This window comes from Sphingobacterium sp. xlx-96, from assembly GCF_011007365.1.
Classification (GTDB): domain Bacteria; phylum Bacteroidota; class Bacteroidia; order Sphingobacteriales; family Sphingobacteriaceae; genus Sphingobacterium; species Sphingobacterium luzhongxinii.
Map to the genome: position 1 here is coordinate 320,020 of NZ_WFKM01000001.1, position 18,302 is coordinate 338,321.

General features: G+C 38.1%; 14 protein-coding genes. 7 read left to right on the plus strand and 7 right to left on the minus strand.

Going from position 1 to position 18,302, the window contains the following annotated elements; genetic code table 11:
* Positions 1-146: 146 nt before the first annotated feature.
* Positions 147-821, minus strand: a complete 675-nt coding sequence (locus G7B20_RS01535; RefSeq protein ID WP_164108272.1) for a superoxide dismutase — start codon at positions 819-821, stop codon at positions 147-149.
* A gap of 117 nt (positions 822-938) precedes the next feature.
* A complete protein-coding gene (locus tag G7B20_RS01540) occupies positions 939-1,958 on the minus strand; it encodes a hypothetical protein (RefSeq protein ID WP_164108273.1) in 1,020 nt (339 codons plus the stop codon).
* Between the two features lie 157 nt (positions 1,959-2,115).
* On the opposite strand from G7B20_RS01540, the gene G7B20_RS01545 reads away from it, so the two are divergent.
* Positions 2,116-2,763: an MgtC/SapB family protein gene (locus G7B20_RS01545; protein ID WP_164108274.1), complete on the plus strand. Its 648-nt coding sequence runs from the start codon at positions 2,116-2,118 to the stop codon at positions 2,761-2,763.
* 62 nt (positions 2,764-2,825) lie between these two features.
* Here the strand turns inward: G7B20_RS01545 and G7B20_RS01550 are convergent, their stop codons facing one another.
* Positions 2,826-5,378, minus strand: a complete 2,553-nt coding sequence (locus G7B20_RS01550; protein ID WP_164108275.1) for a TonB-dependent receptor — start codon at positions 5,376-5,378, stop codon at positions 2,826-2,828.
* 412 nt (positions 5,379-5,790) lie between these two features.
* Here G7B20_RS01550 and G7B20_RS01555 point away from each other — a divergent pair, with 412 nt between their 5' ends.
* Positions 5,791-8,922, plus strand: a complete 3,132-nt coding sequence (locus G7B20_RS01555) for a carboxypeptidase regulatory-like domain-containing protein (protein WP_164108276.1) — start codon at positions 5,791-5,793, stop codon at positions 8,920-8,922.
* Between the two features lie 72 nt (positions 8,923-8,994).
* On the opposite strand, the gene G7B20_RS01560 is transcribed toward G7B20_RS01555, so the two are convergent.
* Positions 8,995-9,699, minus strand: a complete 705-nt coding sequence (locus G7B20_RS01560; RefSeq protein WP_164108277.1) for a TIGR00730 family Rossman fold protein — start codon at positions 9,697-9,699, stop codon at positions 8,995-8,997.
* 122 nt (positions 9,700-9,821) lie between these two features.
* Between G7B20_RS01560 and recR the strand changes: the two genes are divergently transcribed.
* On the plus strand, positions 9,822-10,436 hold the full coding sequence (gene recR, locus G7B20_RS01565) for a recombination mediator RecR (protein WP_164108278.1): 615 nt from the start codon (positions 9,822-9,824) through the stop codon (positions 10,434-10,436).
* On the opposite strand, the gene G7B20_RS01570 is transcribed toward recR, so the two are convergent.
* The 3 genes from G7B20_RS01570 to G7B20_RS01580 are packed head-to-tail and all read right to left on the minus strand — an operon-like array spanning position 10,433 to position 13,360.
* The gene (locus G7B20_RS01570; protein WP_164108279.1) at positions 10,433-11,656 is read right to left on the minus strand and encodes an MDR family MFS transporter; all 1,224 of its coding nucleotides are present in this window, start codon (positions 11,654-11,656) and stop codon (positions 10,433-10,435) included. The genes recR and G7B20_RS01570 overlap by 4 nt on opposite strands.
* Positions 11,657-11,667: 11 nt before the next feature.
* Positions 11,668-12,633, minus strand: a complete 966-nt coding sequence (locus G7B20_RS01575) for a bifunctional metallophosphatase/5'-nucleotidase (protein WP_164108280.1) — start codon at positions 12,631-12,633, stop codon at positions 11,668-11,670.
* A complete protein-coding gene (locus tag G7B20_RS01580; protein ID WP_240452765.1) occupies positions 12,608-13,360 on the minus strand; it encodes a 5'-nucleotidase C-terminal domain-containing protein in 753 nt (250 codons plus the stop codon). Before G7B20_RS01580 ends, G7B20_RS01575 begins: the two co-directional genes overlap by 26 nt.
* Positions 13,361-13,615: 255 nt before the next feature.
* Between G7B20_RS01580 and G7B20_RS01585 the strand changes: the two genes are divergently transcribed.
* From G7B20_RS01585 to G7B20_RS01600, 4 genes are all read left to right on the plus strand, one after another.
* Entirely contained in the window at positions 13,616-14,308 is a 693-nt protein-coding gene (locus G7B20_RS01585; RefSeq protein WP_240452764.1) for a hypothetical protein, read from the plus strand.
* A gap of 26 nt (positions 14,309-14,334) precedes the next feature.
* Positions 14,335-16,323 carry a hypothetical protein gene (locus G7B20_RS01590; protein WP_164108281.1) on the plus strand — a complete coding sequence of 663 codons (1,989 nt, stop codon included), beginning with the start codon at positions 14,335-14,337 and terminating at the stop codon, positions 16,321-16,323.
* On the plus strand, positions 16,323-17,645 hold the full coding sequence (locus G7B20_RS01595; RefSeq protein ID WP_164108282.1) for a hypothetical protein: 1,323 nt from the start codon (positions 16,323-16,325) through the stop codon (positions 17,643-17,645). Before G7B20_RS01590 ends, G7B20_RS01595 begins: the two co-directional genes overlap by 1 nt.
* Positions 17,646-17,749: 104 nt before the next feature.
* Positions 17,750-18,220: a GyrI-like domain-containing protein gene (locus G7B20_RS01600; RefSeq protein ID WP_164108283.1), complete on the plus strand. Its 471-nt coding sequence runs from the start codon at positions 17,750-17,752 to the stop codon at positions 18,218-18,220.
* Positions 18,221-18,302: the final 82 nt, after the last annotated feature.

An 18,302-nucleotide genomic window follows, 5' to 3' on the forward strand; every position in this document is an offset into this window, starting at 1 on the left:
GTAATTAGCTCCGTATCTGTCTAATAAAATGTATCCAAGAGGATATGTGGCACTTGGAGCGACTACTGCTTAAACCAGAAACACTTGTGTTTAGTGACTCCATACATAAAGAAGGCATCCCTAAGGGATGCCTTCTTTATGTATGCTTATTTTTTCAAAGCTTTTTCGTATCTGTTGCTTACTTCTTTCCAGTTGATAATGCTCCAGATTGAAGCCAAGTAGTCAGCGCGTTTGTTTTGATATTTTAAATAATAAGCGTGTTCCCAGACATCCAATCCAAGAATTGGCGTTCCTTTTTCTTCAACAACATCCATTAGTGGGTTATCTTGGTTAGCAGTAGAGCTAACAAATAACTTACCGTTTTTATCAACGGCTAACCATGACCAACCTGATCCAAAACGAGCAGCTCCAGCAGCATTTATTTTTTCTTTCATGGCATCAATAGAACCGAAAGTTTCTGTGATTGCTTTTGCTAGTTTGTCGGAAGGTTTTGTGTTTTTCTCTGGTGTTAAGATCGTCCAGAAAAGCTCGTGGTTATAGTGCCCACCACCATTGTTTCTCACGGCTGCACTTTGTCCCGAAATTTTGGATAAAAGTGTTTCGATGCTTTCTTTTTCAGTTGCTGTTCCTGCTATTGCTTTATTAAGATTGGCTGTATAGGCTGCTGCGTGTTTTGAATAATGGATCTCCATGGTTTTTGCATCAATTGATTCTTCGAATGCATTGTATCCATATGGCAAGGGAGTCTGTTTAAACTGTGCAAAAGTAAATTGTGCGGAGAACAATGCCGCAGCAAATAAAGCTGTTTTAACTAGTTTCATGAGTTTTTAGTTTTAATTATATCCAATATTAATAATATCAATGTTAATTAGCGATTAAGATTGATCTTTCATGTCGTTTTTCGACAAAAATATTACATTAACGGTGTCCTTTACTTATTATAGTTTTTCGATTTCGAGCGAGAGTGCCATCAGTTCTTGCTTTAGTAAATTAATATGGGACTCTACTTGATCATACATATCCGCACGGTTATTGAGCTGGTCCGCATTATATTTACCGCCTTTTCCGAAATATAATCCATCCAGTTGCTCTTTGTCATCATCTTCATCAATTTGACCAAAATTTTTCCATTTTTCGATTATCTGAAGCCGTACCGATTTACTTTCGGTAACATTAGGATCGGCATAGTTGAGATAGTACCAGATAAACGGAGGAAAGTTTGTAGAAGTATCGCTACCGAGCCATACATCCTTCAAGGCATTTCGTTCGTGGTAAAAATCAATTTTACGTTTATTAAATAACATTAATAGACCCAGAGAGGCTTCAGCGATACCTGTGGTTATACCTATGGTATTACTGACTCGCTCGTTACTGATGGTCCCGCCGGTCGCGATAGCACCACTGGCACCGATGACAATAGCGCTAATGGTTAATCTTGATTCCAGGTCACTTTGTTTGCCTTCTAAAAAGTTGGCTATTTGACTGGTACGTTCTTCTTCACAGTCCATTTCCGAAGAGACGGCCGATACGATCAACGAAGCATTATTTATTTTCTGAAAGATGTCCAGTTTTAAACTAACCCTATCTAGTTTCTGTTCGACAGATGCGACGTTGTTGTGTTCTTTGGTGTTGGCATATTTAGTCAACTGGTCTATAATACCAATAGCATTTGCTATATTAAGACTCTTTCTCGATATTTTGGAGTTGAGCACACTATCTATTTGTAATTGATAGAGTGGGGTCGGTAAATCATTTTCACTATAACTGTATATATTTTGTTGATTGCAGTTGCTGTGTCTCAATTGGGAAGAGAAAGAAGAATTATTGTAGGAAGCGCAGGCGCCTAACAGTAGTGTGAAGGAAATAAAAATTATCCGGATAGTTTTGTTCCACAAGGAAAATTGAATTGTACGATAGCGCTGTCCTCGCACGTTGGGATGATTTCCTTTTAAGTTCATAATATTCGATATCTAAGTTGATATAAATGTAAACTTTAGTAGGTTAAACTGCAATAATCTTCTTGCTTTTTTATGGGTTTATAGATAACTTTCCCAAGGATTGCACGTTGCGTATGCAGTTAATTTTATACTATAATAGATTTACCTTAATAACGATATGATTGATGATTTAATTTCGAACGAAAACTTTCAAACAATTTTAGTTTCTCTTCTTTGTGGCTCTGTGGTAGGGATGGAACGTGAATATCGGAATAAATCGGCAGGCTTTCGTACGGTGATTTTGATTTGCCTCGGTGCAACAATCTTTACGATGGGATCTCGCTTAGGTAATCTCTCGGATGATAGAATTGCGGCCAATATTGTAACCGGCATAGGTTTTTTAGGTGCGGGGGTTATATATCAGGGCAAATTTTCTGTTCAAGGACTTACTACAGCAGCGGTAATATGGACCATGGCTGCTGTGGGCATGCTCGTTGGATTTGGTCAGTTTACGTTAGCTATTGGGCTTGCGATACTCATGGTCGTTGTGTTGTCGTTATTCCAAAAGATGGAAACATTCTTATCGAATGTTTATTTTTCAAAGACGATTTACGTAACCTTTATCGATAATAAAATGGGAAGATTGCATGAGTTTGAAACCTTTTTAAGGGATACTAGTATCGCATTTCTACGGAAAGGTATTGAAAAAAAAGGAGAAAAGTTGACCGTAATGTATGAGATATCGAGTCGAAAGAAGCGTGTACGGATGATGAATGAACAGATAATTTCCTTAGATTATGTAGACTCATTTAGTAATTTTTCTTAAAAAAAAGAGGAGACTTTATAAAGCCCCCTCTTTATTCTTCTTATGTTATTCTGGCAAAAGGATTAGAATGACATTTTCACTGATCCGTTCCAAGTACGACCCCATCCCATTAATACGAAATTGGATGTGTCAATACCTTTCCAATAAGTAGCATCTGGTTTTGATTCTACATTTGAAGTAGCATCTGTAATATACAAGCTGTTAAACAGGTTGTTTACGTTTGCTCTTATACTCAGTGTGTTTTTGTGGCTTAATTGAAGCTTGTACGATATACCAGCATCCACCAATTCGTAGTTTGGTAAATGAAGTGTGCTCCCTACTTTAGGTAAGCTACCGTATAGCCTTTCATAACGTCTATAATCAGCGTCAAAAGACAATCCCATTGGTAAAGAATATTTTGCTCCTGCACCAAATGAAGTCTGTGCGGCATCACCCACGTGTACATCAGTCAAGTCACGATATGTTGTGGCAAGTTCAACACGAGCTTCGTTGCGCACGATAGTCGTTGCGTTTCCGTCATATTTCCAATCACCTAATGAACCAAAACCTTTTAATCGGAAGCCTTTGAAAGGACGAACTACAAAGTCCAGTTCCAAACCTTGGTGTACTTGTTTAACCCCGTAGTTAGAGAAGTACAAATAATCATTTTCAGCAAGAATTGCAGGGTCATTTGCAGGGTTGTATTTTTTTACGTCATTGGCTGTAGCACGTGAAGAGCTGCCCGTAACACGGTTGTCCCAAGTTGTACGATAAGCATTAAGGTTGAGGTCAAAGTACTCTGAAGAAAATTTGTAACCGAGTTCTAAACCGATGATTTCTTCATTCTCCGCATTGGTGTTTATATCATTTCTATAATTCATAAAAATGTTATTTTGATACGGTTGTCTAGAGTAGATACCTGCATTACCGAATAGGGTGTGTTGGTCTAACGTGTAACTTAATCCCCCTTTGGCATTATACCCGAAATTGTTTACATTTTCAGATCTACCTTCTCCTATTTTGTACAAGTAATAGTCTTCACGGATATTCTGTTGTTGTGAAGCGGATCCTTGGAAGAAAGCTGTAAATCCGTCTTTTGCAAATTCAAGTTGTCCAAAGACTCCTCCATAACGTATCATTTGATCGTAGTCCCAAGCAAGACGGTCTTCTACATTTTTAGGGCGATCACCCCAAGTTTTCCAAGGATTTGTCGCATAGGTGTTGCTGATGTTAGTGATTCCAGGTAAATTAACATTTCCTTGGTGACCTATGCTGTTAGCTCCAAGTAAGTCAGTTGCTTGTTTGTAATGTTCACCTTTGTAATCACGTAAGTCAAAACCAATATTGAAATTCCAGTAGTCATTCAATTTACGGTTATAATTAGAAACGATACCAAACCACTGATGGTTGTTAACGTCTGCAACTAATAAAGGCGCTGAAAAAGTTTTATCCGCTTTTTGGTAAGACTGACCACCACCTCTAGCCATAGAAGCATACACTACTGTAGATAAAGACGCTTTGTCTGATATTTGCCAATCCCAGTTAAGATTAGCAACTGGTTTATGGTAGAAATTCTTACGTGGATTCATTTCTACACCGTTGATTATAGTTGTGTTGTCGTTGTATCTACGTCCATTTTTTAGGAAATTGCTTAATCTCGATGTATAACCTTGGTTATGCCATTGTGGTGCACCAGTTACCATAAAGTTCAAGTTGTGCTTTTCGTTTACTTTGTATCCGACGGATAAAAAGTAGTTTTGACCAGCTCCTTCGGTTCTGTCCATATAACCATCTCCACGCCAGTCTGTAATCATTGCTGATACAGCAAATCCACTCTTTAGCAAACCTGTATTGTAAGCTAAGGTCGATTTACGGTACATGTCATTACCAATAGTGCGACTAAAGCCTCCCCCTACTTTTTTATCTGTTGATTTGGTAACAAAGTTTGTTGTACCACCTACAGAAGATATCGCAAGTTTGGAAGATCCTAATCCACGTTGAATCTGTACTAAAGAAGCAATGTCAGCTAGACCATTCCAGTTTGACCAATAAACGCGACCATTGTCCATACCATTGATGGGTTGTCCATTTAATAGGAAAGCGGTGTTGGATTGATCAAAACCACGGGTAGTCATAGACGATTCACCAAAACCACGCGCCTGACTCGTAATGTAAATAGATGGAGTATTTGCTAATACAGCAGTAATATCCTGTGCACCTACCTTTTCTTCAATTTCTTCTTGACGGATAGTAGATACAGCGATTGGCGTTTGTCTGCCTTCAGCGATATCAATTACCCCTTTTCCGACAATAACGATTTCATCCAGAGACTGATCTGCAGTAGGAACTAAAATTATCGTTCCGATAGTACTTTTTTCCGAAAATGTAAGTGACTGTGTTGCATGACCAATGTATTTGATTTCTAATTGTCCATTGTTGTGTTCTGTTTTTAGGATGAAATTACCATTGGCATCCGAAGATGTCCCGATTTTACTTCCAGAAACCAAAATTGTTGCTCCGGCGATGGGATGTTTCCCGTCCGTGATTTTACCAGTGATTACTTGTTGGGCTAAAGCAATATTACCAGTAAGCATGCATGCTAAGGCAGCATACAAGAGAGTGGATTTTTTTTGCATTATTAGATTAACTTATAAATATGGTTGCAAAGATAACTTTTTAGTTAATAATAAGTATGTATATAAGAGTGAAATAAGTGATTATTTGTATGTTTTATTCTATTCGGTCAATTTGTTATTTAGGGTAAAATTTTGTTGTTACTTGAGGTTTTAATTTATTAGAGTTTATTGATATAATTTTTAAAATGTTAATTTTTGTTAAAATGATAATTTAATCTTCAAAAAAATTGTAATTTTTTAATAAGAGTTGGTTATTTCTGTTATGTTTTGAAATATAGCTAATTTTTGTTGCGTGATGTTTATGGTTTTACTTGTTAGTTGTTGGTTTACTGAAGATTAAGTTTATGTTAAGTGTGTCTTTTTGCTAATACTCTTGTTAATTTTGTCGCCGATATAACTATCTAAATTTAATATGAAAAAATCTTTACTTTTTTTCGCTTTGGTTTTGGCCAGCTATGGTACCATCCAAGCCCAAGTTACAACCAGCAGTATGACAGGGGTTGTTACCGAAGCCGCTGGTCAAGCTACGGTTGGTGCGACAATCAAAGCTACCCACTTGCCATCGGGTACCGCTTACTCTGGTTCAGCCAATTCCACAGGACGTTTTAACCTTGCAAATATGCGGGTTGGCGGACCTTACCGTGTTGAAGTGACCTATGTAGGCCAAAATCCTATAGTTTATGAGGATGTTTATCTACAATTAGGACAAGCCTTCGTATTGAATCCTATCTTCGGTGATGAAGCCAAAGCTTTGGAAGAAGTTACTGTGACGGGAGTAAAAGGCAGCAGAACTCTAAAAACAGGAGCTTCAACTGTTATTGGTAAAAAGCAGTTGGAAGAAATGCCGACTTTAAGCCGCAGCCTTCAGGATTTCACCAGGTTGACACCTCAAGCCAATGGAAACTCATTTGGCGGTGCTAATAATCGGTTCAATAACATAACAATAGACGGAGCTGTAAATAATGATGTTTTTGGTCTAGCAAGTTCAGGTACGCCTGGAGGACAGGCAAGCACACAACCTATCTCCTTGGATGCCATTCAAGAAATTCAAGTTGTACTTGCTCCCTATGATGTTACTTTTGGTAATTTTACTGGTGGAGGTGTGAATGCAGTAACACGTTCGGGTACTAATCAGGTTGAAGGTTCGGCTTATGTTTTCTTCAGAAATCAAAATACGATCGGAAAGAATGTTCTTACAAATAAGAAATCAGACAAATTTTCAGACAACCAATATGGTTTTAGAGTAGGTGGACCTATTGTAAAGGATAAATTGTTTTTCTTCCTAAATGGAGAAATGGGAAGAAGATCGTCACCGTTATCGTACAATGCTGGTGAACCTGGAGCTGCTATTGATTTAGCAACAGCCGAAGCTATTGCCAAATATACATTAGATAAGTATGGTTATGATGTGGGGGCAGTGGGACCACAGGATGTTAATACTCAAAATAATAAAATATTTACGAAATTAGATTGGAATATTAACGAAAAACATTCCTTAGCGGTAAGGTATAATTATATTGATGCTTTCGATGACAACATCAGTCGGACTGGAACGTTCTTCCGTTTTGGAAATAATGCATACAAGTTTTCGAACAAGCAACATGTAGCTGTGGCTGAATTGAGGAGTAATTTTAACAACAGATTTTCTAATAATTTGATTATAGGATATTCCTCTATTAAAGATTCCAGAGATATTGCAGGCGGATTGTTCCCTCAAATCACAATAGGAAATATTGGTGGTGTCTCTTCAAATTCAGTTGAGTTCGGTTCACAGAGAAGTTCTGTTGCAAACGAATTAGATCAAACTATATTTGAATTTACTAATAATTTTAAATGGTATGTTGGTAAACATACGTTTACTTTTGGGACACACAATGAATTCTTCAATTTTAGGAACTTATTTATTAATAATCTAAACGGAAGATGGGATTTTAATAGTGTTCAAGACTATCTAGATAATAAGCCAAATCGTGTTCGAGCAACATATTCTTTAATTCCAGGCAACGATAGACCTTCTGCTGAGTTTAATGCTGCTCAGTTAGGGTTTTACGTACAGGGAGAATCCGAAGTAATAGATAATTTAAAACTTACCTATGGTCTTCGTATCGATGTTCCTGTAATTAGTGATAAGCCTTTAAGAAATGAAAAGATTGAAGCATCTTTTCCTGGATATAGAACTGATAATACGCCTAGCGGAAAATTGTTATGGGCTCCTCGTCTAGGTTTTAACTATGATGTTCAAGGTGATCGTTCAATTATTGTACGAGGTGGTGCAGGAATATTTACGGGACGAGTACCATTTGTATGGCTTTCAAACCAATTCTCTAATAGTGGTATGTTGTTTGGTACGGTGGATGCTAGAACTACTGGTATTAATGGTGGGAATGGATTTGATCCTAATATCGAAAACCAAAAAAATATGGGAGCAGGGTCTACTCGAGCAGAGGTCAATTTAGTAAATGAAGATTTTAAAATCCCACAGGTTGCTAGATTTAATTTAGCAGGTGATTTTAGATTGCCCTACGGAATTGAAGCAACCTTAGAAGGGATTTATTCTAAAACTCTTAATAATATAGTCTATTCAGATATTAATATTTCTGGTTCTAAAGCAGCTATAGATCCAGCTTTGACTGGAGGAGCAGACACTCGACCTTCTTATGCTGGACAACGTGTTAATTCAGGTGCTTTTACAAATGTTATATTGATGGACAATACGAATAAGGGATATACATACAGTTTAACAGCTCAATTAAGGAAGCGATTTAATAACGGTATTAATGCTATGGTTGCTTATACAAATGGAGGTGCAAAATCTGTCAATGATGGAGCAAGTAGTACTGCGTTATCGAATTGGGAGTATGTGCAGATTGTGAATAACCCGAATGATCCAGCTTTAACAGTTTCAAACTATAACCTCAAGCATAGGGTAATTGGTTCATTAGGATATGGGGTTTCTTACGGTAAAAATAAATTATATTCAACTTCTGTCAATTTGTTTTATGCTGGAACTTCAGGTTCTCCTTTCACCTATTTGTATAACGGTGACTTAAATGGAGATGGTGCATTCAGTAATGATTTACTGTATGTTCCAAATACGATGGGTGAAATTAAATTGATAGACTTAAAAGATAGAAGCGGGAAAGTTATTGCTACACCTCAGCAACAATGGGAGGCTTTAAATGCTTACATTGAAGGAGATGATTATTTGAAGTCTAAGCGTGGACAATATGTTGAAAGGAACGGATCTTCACTTCCTTGGCAACATCAATTTGATTTACGGATTACCCAAGATCTAGGTGTATTGGTTTCTGGTAGTAAAAATAGATTGCAGCTTACTTTTGATATCTTTAATGTTGGGAATCTATTGAATAAAGATTGGGGAAGAAGTTATTTTGTGGGTAATCAAGCGTTGACGTTGGTTAGTTATAATAATAATAATGGAGGGTATACGTTTAGTGCACCTAAGGACAATCTGCCATATAACGTTTCTGACTTAAGCTCCAGATGGCAAGGCCAATTTGGTATTCGTTATATTTTCAACTAAGAAGTAGTTAACCAAATAAAAAGGAATCCCCTTCGAATTTCGAAGGGGATTCCTTTTTCCGAACCAAAGCTATTAAAAATTTGGCTTTAACAGATACTTGTCATAGAAACGCAAGATATGCTCTACAGCTTCTTCTGCCGAATCTACCAAACGGTAAAGTTTCAAATCTTCCGAAGAAATGTAACTGTTGGTTAGCATTGTTTTTTCGACCCATTCCAATAAGCCACCCCAATAATCCGAGCCTACTAAGATAATCGGAAAGCGAGCGATTTTTCCAGTTTGAATCAATGTGATCGCTTCAAAGAGTTCATCCATCGTTCCAAATCCTCCCGGCATTACGATGTATCCTTGTGAGTATTTCATGAACATCACTTTACGGACAAAGAAATAGTTAAACTCCATAATCTTGTCCCTATCGATGTATTTGTTGTGAAACTGTTCGAAAGGCAATTCAATATTTAGACCTACAGATTTACCGCCAGCAAGGTAAGCCCCTTTATTGGCCGCTTCCATAATACCAGGACCTCCTCCTGAAATCACGCCGTATCCTTTCTCGGCCAGTAGTTTTGCAATTTCTACCGCCATCTCGTAATATTGATGATTTTCGGGCGTACGTGCAGATCCAAATATGGATACACATGGTCCTATTTTTGCCAGTTTTTCAAAACCGTCTACAAACTCCGACATGATCTTAAAAATCTGCCACGAGTCCTTAACTTTTATTTCTTGCCATGTCTTATTGGCGAATGAATTTCTAATTCTAGTTTCTCCTGTCATATATACCTAAATATCTTGAACAATATGCCACAATATAGCGAAACGTCGAGGAGTATGCAACACCAGAATTGAAAAGAGTTTGTTAATGCTGTAAATAGAAAATTACTTTTTATTTTTGCGGAATGAACTTCTCATCCAAATTATTGCAGAATGCCGTCGAAGAGTTTGGTCGTTTACCAGGAATTGGTAATAAGACCGCTTTACGTCTGGTTTTACATCTATTGAAGCAATCCAATCAGGAGGTAAGCCGTTTTACGCAAGCAATAGATCAGCTCAAAGAGAAGATTCGGTACTGTCAGGTATGTTATAACATATCGGATGAGCCGACCTGCGAAATCTGTCAATCTGTAAAGCGGGACAAAAGCATAATATGTGTGGTCGAAGATACGCGGGATGTGATGGCTATTGAAAATACAAATCAGTATCAAGGAGTATACCATGTTCTAGGAGGGCTTATTTCACCGATGGATGGTGTAGGGCCTTCCGATTTAAAGATAGAGGGCCTTCTGGAACGCTTGCGCAAGGACGAGGTGAAAGAGGTGATATTGGCACTGAGTGCCACGATGGAAGGTGATACCACTATATTTTATCTTTATCGCAAGCTACGTGAATTTGATGTGCAGGTGAGTACGATTGCTCGAGGTATTGCATTCGGGGGCGAGCTGGAGTATGTAGATGAAATTACTTTGGGACGATCCATTCTGACAAGAGTCCCTTATGAACGTAATGTCGGTTAGCCTTCCTTCATCTTGGATATTATCCAATAAAACGCTATACTGACGATTAGTAAAACAGTTCCCGTGGTGGTCCACAATACCTGATAGCCCCAATGCTCAGCGATATAGGTGCCCAAATAAGGTGAGAAAACATTAGCCGCAGCGAATGCCAATGAATTGAATCCCATATATGCTCCCTGATTGTTTGTATCCGCACGTTTTATCGCGATAGTCGCTGTAAAAGGCAATGTTAGCATTTCTCCGGTCGAGAGAACAAGCATTGCTAGAAAAAGCCACACCATTCCAAAATCCAGGTTAAGCATATAATAAGATATAGCTGATATGGCTGTGCCGACCAACATAATCTGTCTTACCGTCATTCGGTGTTCAATAAGGTGGATTAAAACCATTTCAAACAAGACAATAACAAAGCCACTAAATCCTAACAATAAGCCGATCTGACTGGCATCCAATTGGTATACATCCCGATAAAACAGCGGTAGTGTAGTGATTAATTGGAAAAAAGCCATAGAGAAGAGAAAACAAAAGAGATTGAATGCGATAAAGAGCCCATCCCGATAGGCGTTTTTTTCAGGAATAGTTTGTAACGTTGTCTTTTTTGTCTCTTTCATCTCTGTAGGCTGCTTTGTTGTAGCCTTTTTATTTCTGAAGAAATAAATAAAGACAATGACGGCAATACTAGCAGCTATGGCATTGCCATAGAAAATCCAGTTGTATGAAAATGTTGCTAGGAATCCACCAAGCGCTGGGCCTATAGAGAATCCTAGGTTTACAGCCATTCTATTGAGTGAATAAGCTCTTGTGATATTTTCGGGTTTAGCATAACGAGCGACCGATACCGAGTTTGCAGGTCTAAAGGTATCTGCTACCAAAGTCAGTACAAATATCATGATCGTTAAACTCTCGAAAGAGCGAAATAAAGGCAGGACGAGGAATAAAGGGATGACCAAAATTAGGCTCCAGGTTTGTACTTTAAAGTTGCCTAATCTATCCGTGAGCCAACCGCCAAGCCAAGAGCCCGCCACCGACCCCAAGCCAAAGCAGCCCAATACCAACCCGATCTGTGTTTTCGAAAAACCAAGCTCGGATGACATATAGATTCCCAAAAAGGGAATGACCATTGAACCGGTACGGTTGATCAACATAACCAGTGCCAACAGCCAAGCTGCAGGAGATAATCCTTTGTACGAATTTATATAGAGGCGTATTAGTGTTTTCAATAGCCTTGAAATTATGCGGTTACCTGTTCTAACGTGTTGTCTATCGCGTAGTTATTACTCAATAGAACTTGTTTTTGTTTCGTTTTTGGATTAAATATAAAGTCGATCCGTCCGAAGCTAGCTCCACCAAAACCCACCTGGTTTACCAATGTTATTTTTCCATCCAGATTCTTCACTTCTGTAGGTTTTTCCAAAAAAGTATGTGTATGTCCACCTATGATCAGATCTATATCTCTGCTATTAGTGGCCAGTTTCAGATCAGAGATCGTATCTTCTTTGTAGGAATACCCCATATGCGACAGGCAGATGATCATATCGCATTTTAATTCATTTTTTAATTTAGGAACCAGGCGGTTGGTTACGTCCATGGGGTCGAGGTATTTCATGCCTTTATAACCATTTGGATCTACCAATCCCTCGAAATTGACACCGAGAGCAAACACGCCTATTTTGACACCATCCCTTTTAAAGACCAAATATTCTTTCGTCTTTCCAGCTAATACCGTTTCTGAAAAATCATAGTTGGAAGTTATAAAAGGGAAGTTCGCTTTGTCAAAGTGCTTGAGAATACCCGCTATACCGTTATCAAATTCATGATTGCCGAATGTTCCTGCATCATATTTTAATTTAGACATAAGCTCAAGCTCTACCTGTCCATCAAATAAATTGAAATAAGGGGTACCTTGAAACATATCACCCGCGTCAAATAACAATACATTTTTCTCCTCTTTCCTAATCTTTTCAATTAGGGTGCTACGTCTGGCCACACCGCCCAAACCTTGCATTCTTGAACCATCCATAGGAAAGGGTTCTATACGACTGTGTACATCGTTACTATGTAAGATGGTTATCTTGACCTCTTTGTTGCTGGATGAATTACGGGCAAAACTATCGAATGGAGCAAAAGATGCAAGAAGCCCCAATGTAGCTGCTTTTTTAAGAAATAACCGTCTATTTAATGATTGAAATTCTTCCATCTAACTCCGTGTTTATGTTTTTGCCTTCTTTAGTTAATCCTTGTACGTATTCTATTAATCCTTCTCTTACCCGAAGACTGCTGTCGGTCCGTTTTATTGGATGGGTAATACCTTCTATATAATCACCACCATTTGCCAGATAATCGTAAGTGACCAATTTATAAGAACGGTTTGGGTCTATTTCCTTGCCATCGATTCGTATTTCTACGGCTTTATCTTCCTTAATTTTTACGGTAAATCCCGCAATGGGTTGTCCACCGGTTTTGGCAATAAAGTCGGCTATAACAGCTATATCTTTGGCTGATAATTCAAGTATAGTGACCGTATTTTCAAAAGGCATCAATTCAAACATAGCGCCTATCGTGACATCACCTTGTTTGATCTCAGATCTAATGCCCCCCTTCGTGGCTAGAGAGAGTTGTACTTCTGGGTCTATTTTTTTACCCATAGCCAGTAGTGCATCGGCAAAGAAGTTGCCCGCTAGACTTTCTGCATCAGACCGGCTCTTGTTTAAATGATGTGTCGAATAGCCTATCGTTCTATTCATCTCTTGATCCATTTGTTGCTTAAAAGGAGTGTAGTAACGAACAATAGTACTGTCTTCCGGTAGGGATGAGTTGATGGCATATGTAGTCGGCTCGCTGAGTTTCGGAATGTAGGTAGTTCTACAACCGGCTAATGTCCATGCAATAACTATAGCTAAAGATAGTGTCTTAAAAGTACGCATAGCATAAAATATATTATGCGAAGCTAAGAAGAATGGCTTTAGTAACAAATTAACTTATTGTAATTTTTTGATTCTAGATATCGATGCATATGACCTTAAGACAGGTTTAAAGAGGAAAGTATCCCTGAAAACAGTGAATATTGTACTTTTTTTGTATTAAAATACGATTTGGAATAGCTTTTGTACTTATGCCTTCATTATTTTTTGAAGGTACTTGTTACCTTTACAGCGAATATGAATTTAAGAAATTAAGATATGACCAACACCAAAATAATAAGACGTAAGCTGTTTGTTTTCTTTCTGTTTTTTAGTACTGTTTTTAGTTTAACCAGCTGTTTTGATGTAGTCGAAGAGATTTACCTCAAATCGAATGGGGCAGGAGACATTAAAGCGACATTCAATTTAAGCAAGAGTAAGACCAAAGCTGCCTCTTTAATGAAATTGGATAAAGTTGACGGCATGAAAGTACCTTCTAAGACCGAAATACAAAATGAAATGAATGACGTGGTGAAGATTTTGAGACAGACACCCGGTATCTCGAATGTTAAACACAGTTTAGATTTTAATAATTTTATCGGTACGTTGTCCTGTGATTTTACCAATGTGGCGGTTTTGAATAGCTTTACAAAGACGCTTTCTACACATTTTAAAACTAAAATATCCAGTTACTCCAGTTATTCCTACGATCCGAAGACAAAGGTATTTGCCCGCAGTTATACGTATAGTGCGGAAGCAAAGAATGGATTGGCAAAGTTAAAAGCAGAAAACCAAAAATCATTTTCAGACGCTTATTTTACCAGTATTTATAGATTTCAAGATAATGTGATCAAACAAGACAATAAAGCCGGGAGAATCGCCGACAATAAAAAAGCCGTTATGATGAAAATCGGGGTTTTAGACCTGGTAAATGGAAACGTCGGTCTATCCAATAAAATAACATTAAAATAAACGCTTAACAACTTTATAATTAATATATGTATTTACACAAATTTGCCGCGCTGATTTTCGGCTTGTCCATTACAGTGTCTCTGAGCGCTCAGGATCTGATTCGAAAAGTGCCCCACGATGCTACTGTGGTTGTTACCTTCAATAACAAAGCCGTATTAGATCATTTAAATATTGCTGATGTCAATCTTACGTTGACACGTCTAGGTTTCTTTGATAAGATTAGTGGTAACGATATGCTTAAAGCGTCAAAAATTGAAGACTTGGGCATCGATTTCAAGTCTAAAGCCTATGCGTACGTACGTGGAACCGATAGTATTCAATATATAGGAGCATTAATCCCGCTTGCTAATCGGAGTCAGTTTGAAGCGATTATACCAAAACATAAAAAAGTAGAAATAGTAAACGCTCTTCCTACAATTTATTCCACAGATAGATCTATGCGTTTAAGCTGGGATGACAATACTGTCTATGTTTTGGGCGGTTTGGCTATGGATTATTACTTTCGTAAAGAAGAAATTATCAATCGTTACGGTTTGATTTCAACAGGTTATGAGGCTTATGAAGCCGAGTATGCTGAAGAAGCATTAGTCGATTCGGCTGCAACCACTTGGGATGCTTATGATTTCGATTCAGCTGCGGTAGACTCAGCAGTTGCTGCGGTGGAGGTGGGAGAAGAGGAAGAAGAATTGCTTGTCCCAGTTGGTCCTCCGATGTTGGCAGATGCGGCAATAGATACTCTGGAAGAGGATGAGTATGGCATTGTCGATTCTATTTTGGAACAAGAAGAATATTCCGATGATTATTATTCTGTATACGATAGTATCAATAGACATAATGATTCGATTAAGAACGTACTTGTAAAGCAGTGGGTAAATGCGGAGATGGAACTGGTCTTGGCCGGACATTACAAATCTTTTGACGCGAAGCGTTTACCAAAATTAGATGCAAATACTATTGCGCATATCCATGCAAAAGATGTATTCTCCTACTATAAGTACCTTTATCCAGAAGAGGCGATTAGTGAGTTTTTTGGAGTCAAACCTAAATTTGACTATGGTATAGAAGGAATGGATGGCAGTATCGTCGTACAAGGCAATAAATTAAAGTTTATTGGTTCGGCTACACTGGATAAAGACATGGCATCTTACTATAAAGCAATTTACAATAAGAAGCTAAACCCTAAGTTTTATCCATTCCTGGAAAAAGATGCTTTGGGTTTCTTTTCCTTCAACCTGAATACAGAAGCCTACATTCAGAATATCCCTAAGATTATGGAGAAGTACTACGGTTCTTTCATGCCAAGGTATTCTAATTTTATCAGTTTAGGAGCTACTTTATTTGACGTTGTATTAGATCAAAAGGCGATTGGGAAAGTTTTCAAAGGCGATAACCTTTTTGTGTTGAATGGCGTCACTAAGGTAGACGTTACCTACACGGATTATGAGTATGATGAAGATTATAATTATACCGAAGTAGAGAAGACTAAGACGGAGACTATACCTCAGTTTCTGTGGATGTTCTCCTCGGATGATACCCGTATCTTTGAAAAATTAATACAGATTGGTGTACAAGAAAATGAATTGCTTGATCACGATGGTGTTTACGAAGTCAAGGAAAAAAACAATTCGGGTATTACGGTGTATTTCTTGATTAAACAAGGGATAGTTTTTATCGGTAATGATAAGGATAAAATGGAAGCGATAAACTCCAATCGTGTAACGAGTAAAGGGCACGCTCCATATGTAGCTATGGCCAAAAAGAACAGCTTAAGCTTATTGTTCAATACCAAACGTATTCCTGTTTTATTGGACGATTTAGATATTCCTGTTGAAAGATCTATCGAAGAGACTGTTTCTGATTTGCAGCAGTATGGAGACTTCTATATGACTTCTCCTGGAATAAAAGGCAATAGACTTATGGGAGAGATTGGTGTTGAATTCCCGAATAAAAAAGGAAATGCATTGGCATTTTTATTCGATGTTCTGGATCGCTGGTCGTTGAAACTTAAAGAATAATGAAGTTATTAAAAAAACTCATACTTATACTAGTGGGGCTTATCGCATTAATTGCGATAAGCCTTTATCTATTTTTGAAGGTACGTGAACAGCATTCAAAACAAGCGCTCGTACATTCGGAAAGCGAGTATGTGATGCGTGTTTCGGTGGATAAGATTTTATCGGATATAGCTCGGAATGCCATTAAGAATCCAGGGTACTATTTGACTAAAGATACCACAAGCAGTACGGTTCCTGATCGCATAAAGAGCTCCGATCTAGGTCTGCATATACCAGCAAGCATTTATCTTTTTACGTTTAAGGACAAGGAGGGGACATGGTATACCCTATTGGAGGTTGACGATCATCAGAAGTTGCAGACATTCCTTCGCCAACGCGTTGTTGGAGATTCCATACAGATCGAACAGGAGGGGAGCAACTGGTGGGTCAGTAGCAATGATGATAGGATGTCGTTTTATGGGGATTCAAAGCAGGTGTTGGTCGCGCTAAGCCTAGAAAAGACGGGTAAAAAGCAAGAAATTATGGAGCTTTGGAACCAAAGAATAGATCACATGCTACCTATTTCCACTGCTGAAGACTTTAATTTAGAAAACAGCGCTGTAGATATACAATGGCAACAGCGTGGTGTTTCGACATCAGGGATAATGTCATTTAACCAAGGAATGATTGCATTAGAGCTTTCACTGGCGAATAGTGTTCTTCGACTGCCGAGCGAAGCCCAAGTGCGGGCATTGCCAACATCAAATGTGTTAAATGTCTATTGTCAGGCAGATTTAAGCCCCCTGTTAATGAAGTATAAGGATAATCTGAAACGCTACAATATACCTGTTGATACGCTAATGCGTTATTATGGCGGTTACCTAGATTTACAATGGCGTAGCGAGGATGTTGTACAGATGGATAGTGTCATTGCTTATGATTATGACGATAACTTTAATCGCATCGAAAAGAAGGAGCTTCGTGAGGAATCGGTGCCCAACCTGTTATTCACGTTCAAGGCATCACCTCATTTAAAATCTTATCTACCGGAAAGACTATTTTATAAGTTTTATAAAACGATGGATGGCGATCAGATTGGATTAAGTACCGATGCAGAGGCAAAGAATAATTACCCTTATCACCGTACAAATGATGCGCTTCACATTTCTTTTCAGCATAATGATGCTGTACAAAGGTATCTAGGATGGGTTCCTCAGCTGGATAACATAAAGCAGATCTTAATAAGTGGACGAGGAGAGGGGGTGTCTAGTAGTTTTGCTGGGCAGGTCTTGCTGAAAGAAAGTAAGATACACGCCCTCTATCAGTTGCTTAAAGATAAATAGGGATGGTGCATCCACTTAGGGCTCCTGACATATAGTTGTCATTCGGTCATTCTATATTTGTTATCAAGCAAAAGAGCAAATAAGAAGTAATTAATAGATACAAAATGATCAATCAGACTATTCAAAAGATTCACATAGTTGGAATCTCTACCAGAACAATCAATACCAATGGACAATCCGCGATAGATATTGAATCTCTATGGCAAAAATTCTGGAAAGAAGAAATTCAGAATCAAATTCCGAATAAAGTAAGTGAGGAGATTTATGCCGTTTATACTGATTATGAAACGGATTTCACAGGAGAATACACCACCGTTATAGGTTTGCCTGTACACTCGTTGGGTGAAATTCCTGAAGGCATGATTGGAATAACCATAGAAGCTGCAACGTACCATAAGATCGTTTCCAAAGGAAAAATGCCTGAAGCCATTGGAAATACCTGGTTAGCAATATGGTCGGATCAGGAGCTAGATTCTAGACGAGCTTACACAGCGGACTTTACAGTACACGGTCGTAAGTACTACGATGGAGATAATGCCGAAGTAGAAACTTATCTTTCCGTAAAAGAGCAATAGGTGTTTACAGTTAAATACAAAATCCGAGTCTCCATAGTCGGATTTTGTGTTTTTTTTTGGTTGAAATAATTAAGGTTTTTCA

Excerpts from the sequence above, each read along its gene's own strand:
- recR (WP_164108278.1), top strand. The coding sequence starts at position 9,822 with ATGAACTTCTCATCCAAATTATTGCAGAATGCCGTCGAAGAGTTTGGT.
- G7B20_RS01545 (WP_164108274.1), top strand. The coding sequence starts at position 2,116 with ATGATTGATGATTTAATTTCGAACGAAAACTTTCAAACAATTTTAGTT.
- G7B20_RS01585 (WP_240452764.1), top strand. The coding sequence starts at position 13,616 with ATGACCAACACCAAAATAATAAGACGTAAGCTGTTTGTTTTCTTTCTG.
- G7B20_RS01580 (WP_240452765.1), bottom strand. The coding sequence starts at position 13,360 with ATGCGTACTTTTAAGACACTATCTTTAGCTATAGTTATTGCATGGACA.
- G7B20_RS01540 (WP_164108273.1), bottom strand. The coding sequence starts at position 1,958 with ATGAACTTAAAAGGAAATCATCCCAACGTGCGAGGACAGCGCTATCGT.
- G7B20_RS01575 (WP_164108280.1), bottom strand. The coding sequence starts at position 12,633 with ATGGAAGAATTTCAATCATTAAATAGACGGTTATTTCTTAAAAAAGCA.
- G7B20_RS01595 (WP_164108282.1), top strand. The coding sequence starts at position 16,323 with ATGAAGTTATTAAAAAAACTCATACTTATACTAGTGGGGCTTATCGCA.
- G7B20_RS01600 (WP_164108283.1), top strand. The coding sequence starts at position 17,750 with ATGATCAATCAGACTATTCAAAAGATTCACATAGTTGGAATCTCTACC.
- G7B20_RS01535 (WP_164108272.1), bottom strand. The coding sequence starts at position 821 with ATGAAACTAGTTAAAACAGCTTTATTTGCTGCGGCATTGTTCTCCGCA.
- G7B20_RS01550 (WP_164108275.1), bottom strand. The coding sequence starts at position 5,378 with ATGCAAAAAAAATCCACTCTCTTGTATGCTGCCTTAGCATGCATGCTT.
- G7B20_RS01590 (WP_164108281.1), top strand. The coding sequence starts at position 14,335 with ATGTATTTACACAAATTTGCCGCGCTGATTTTCGGCTTGTCCATTACA.
- G7B20_RS01555 (WP_164108276.1), top strand. The coding sequence starts at position 5,791 with ATGAAAAAATCTTTACTTTTTTTCGCTTTGGTTTTGGCCAGCTATGGT.
- G7B20_RS01560 (WP_164108277.1), bottom strand. The coding sequence starts at position 9,699 with ATGACAGGAGAAACTAGAATTAGAAATTCATTCGCCAATAAGACATGG.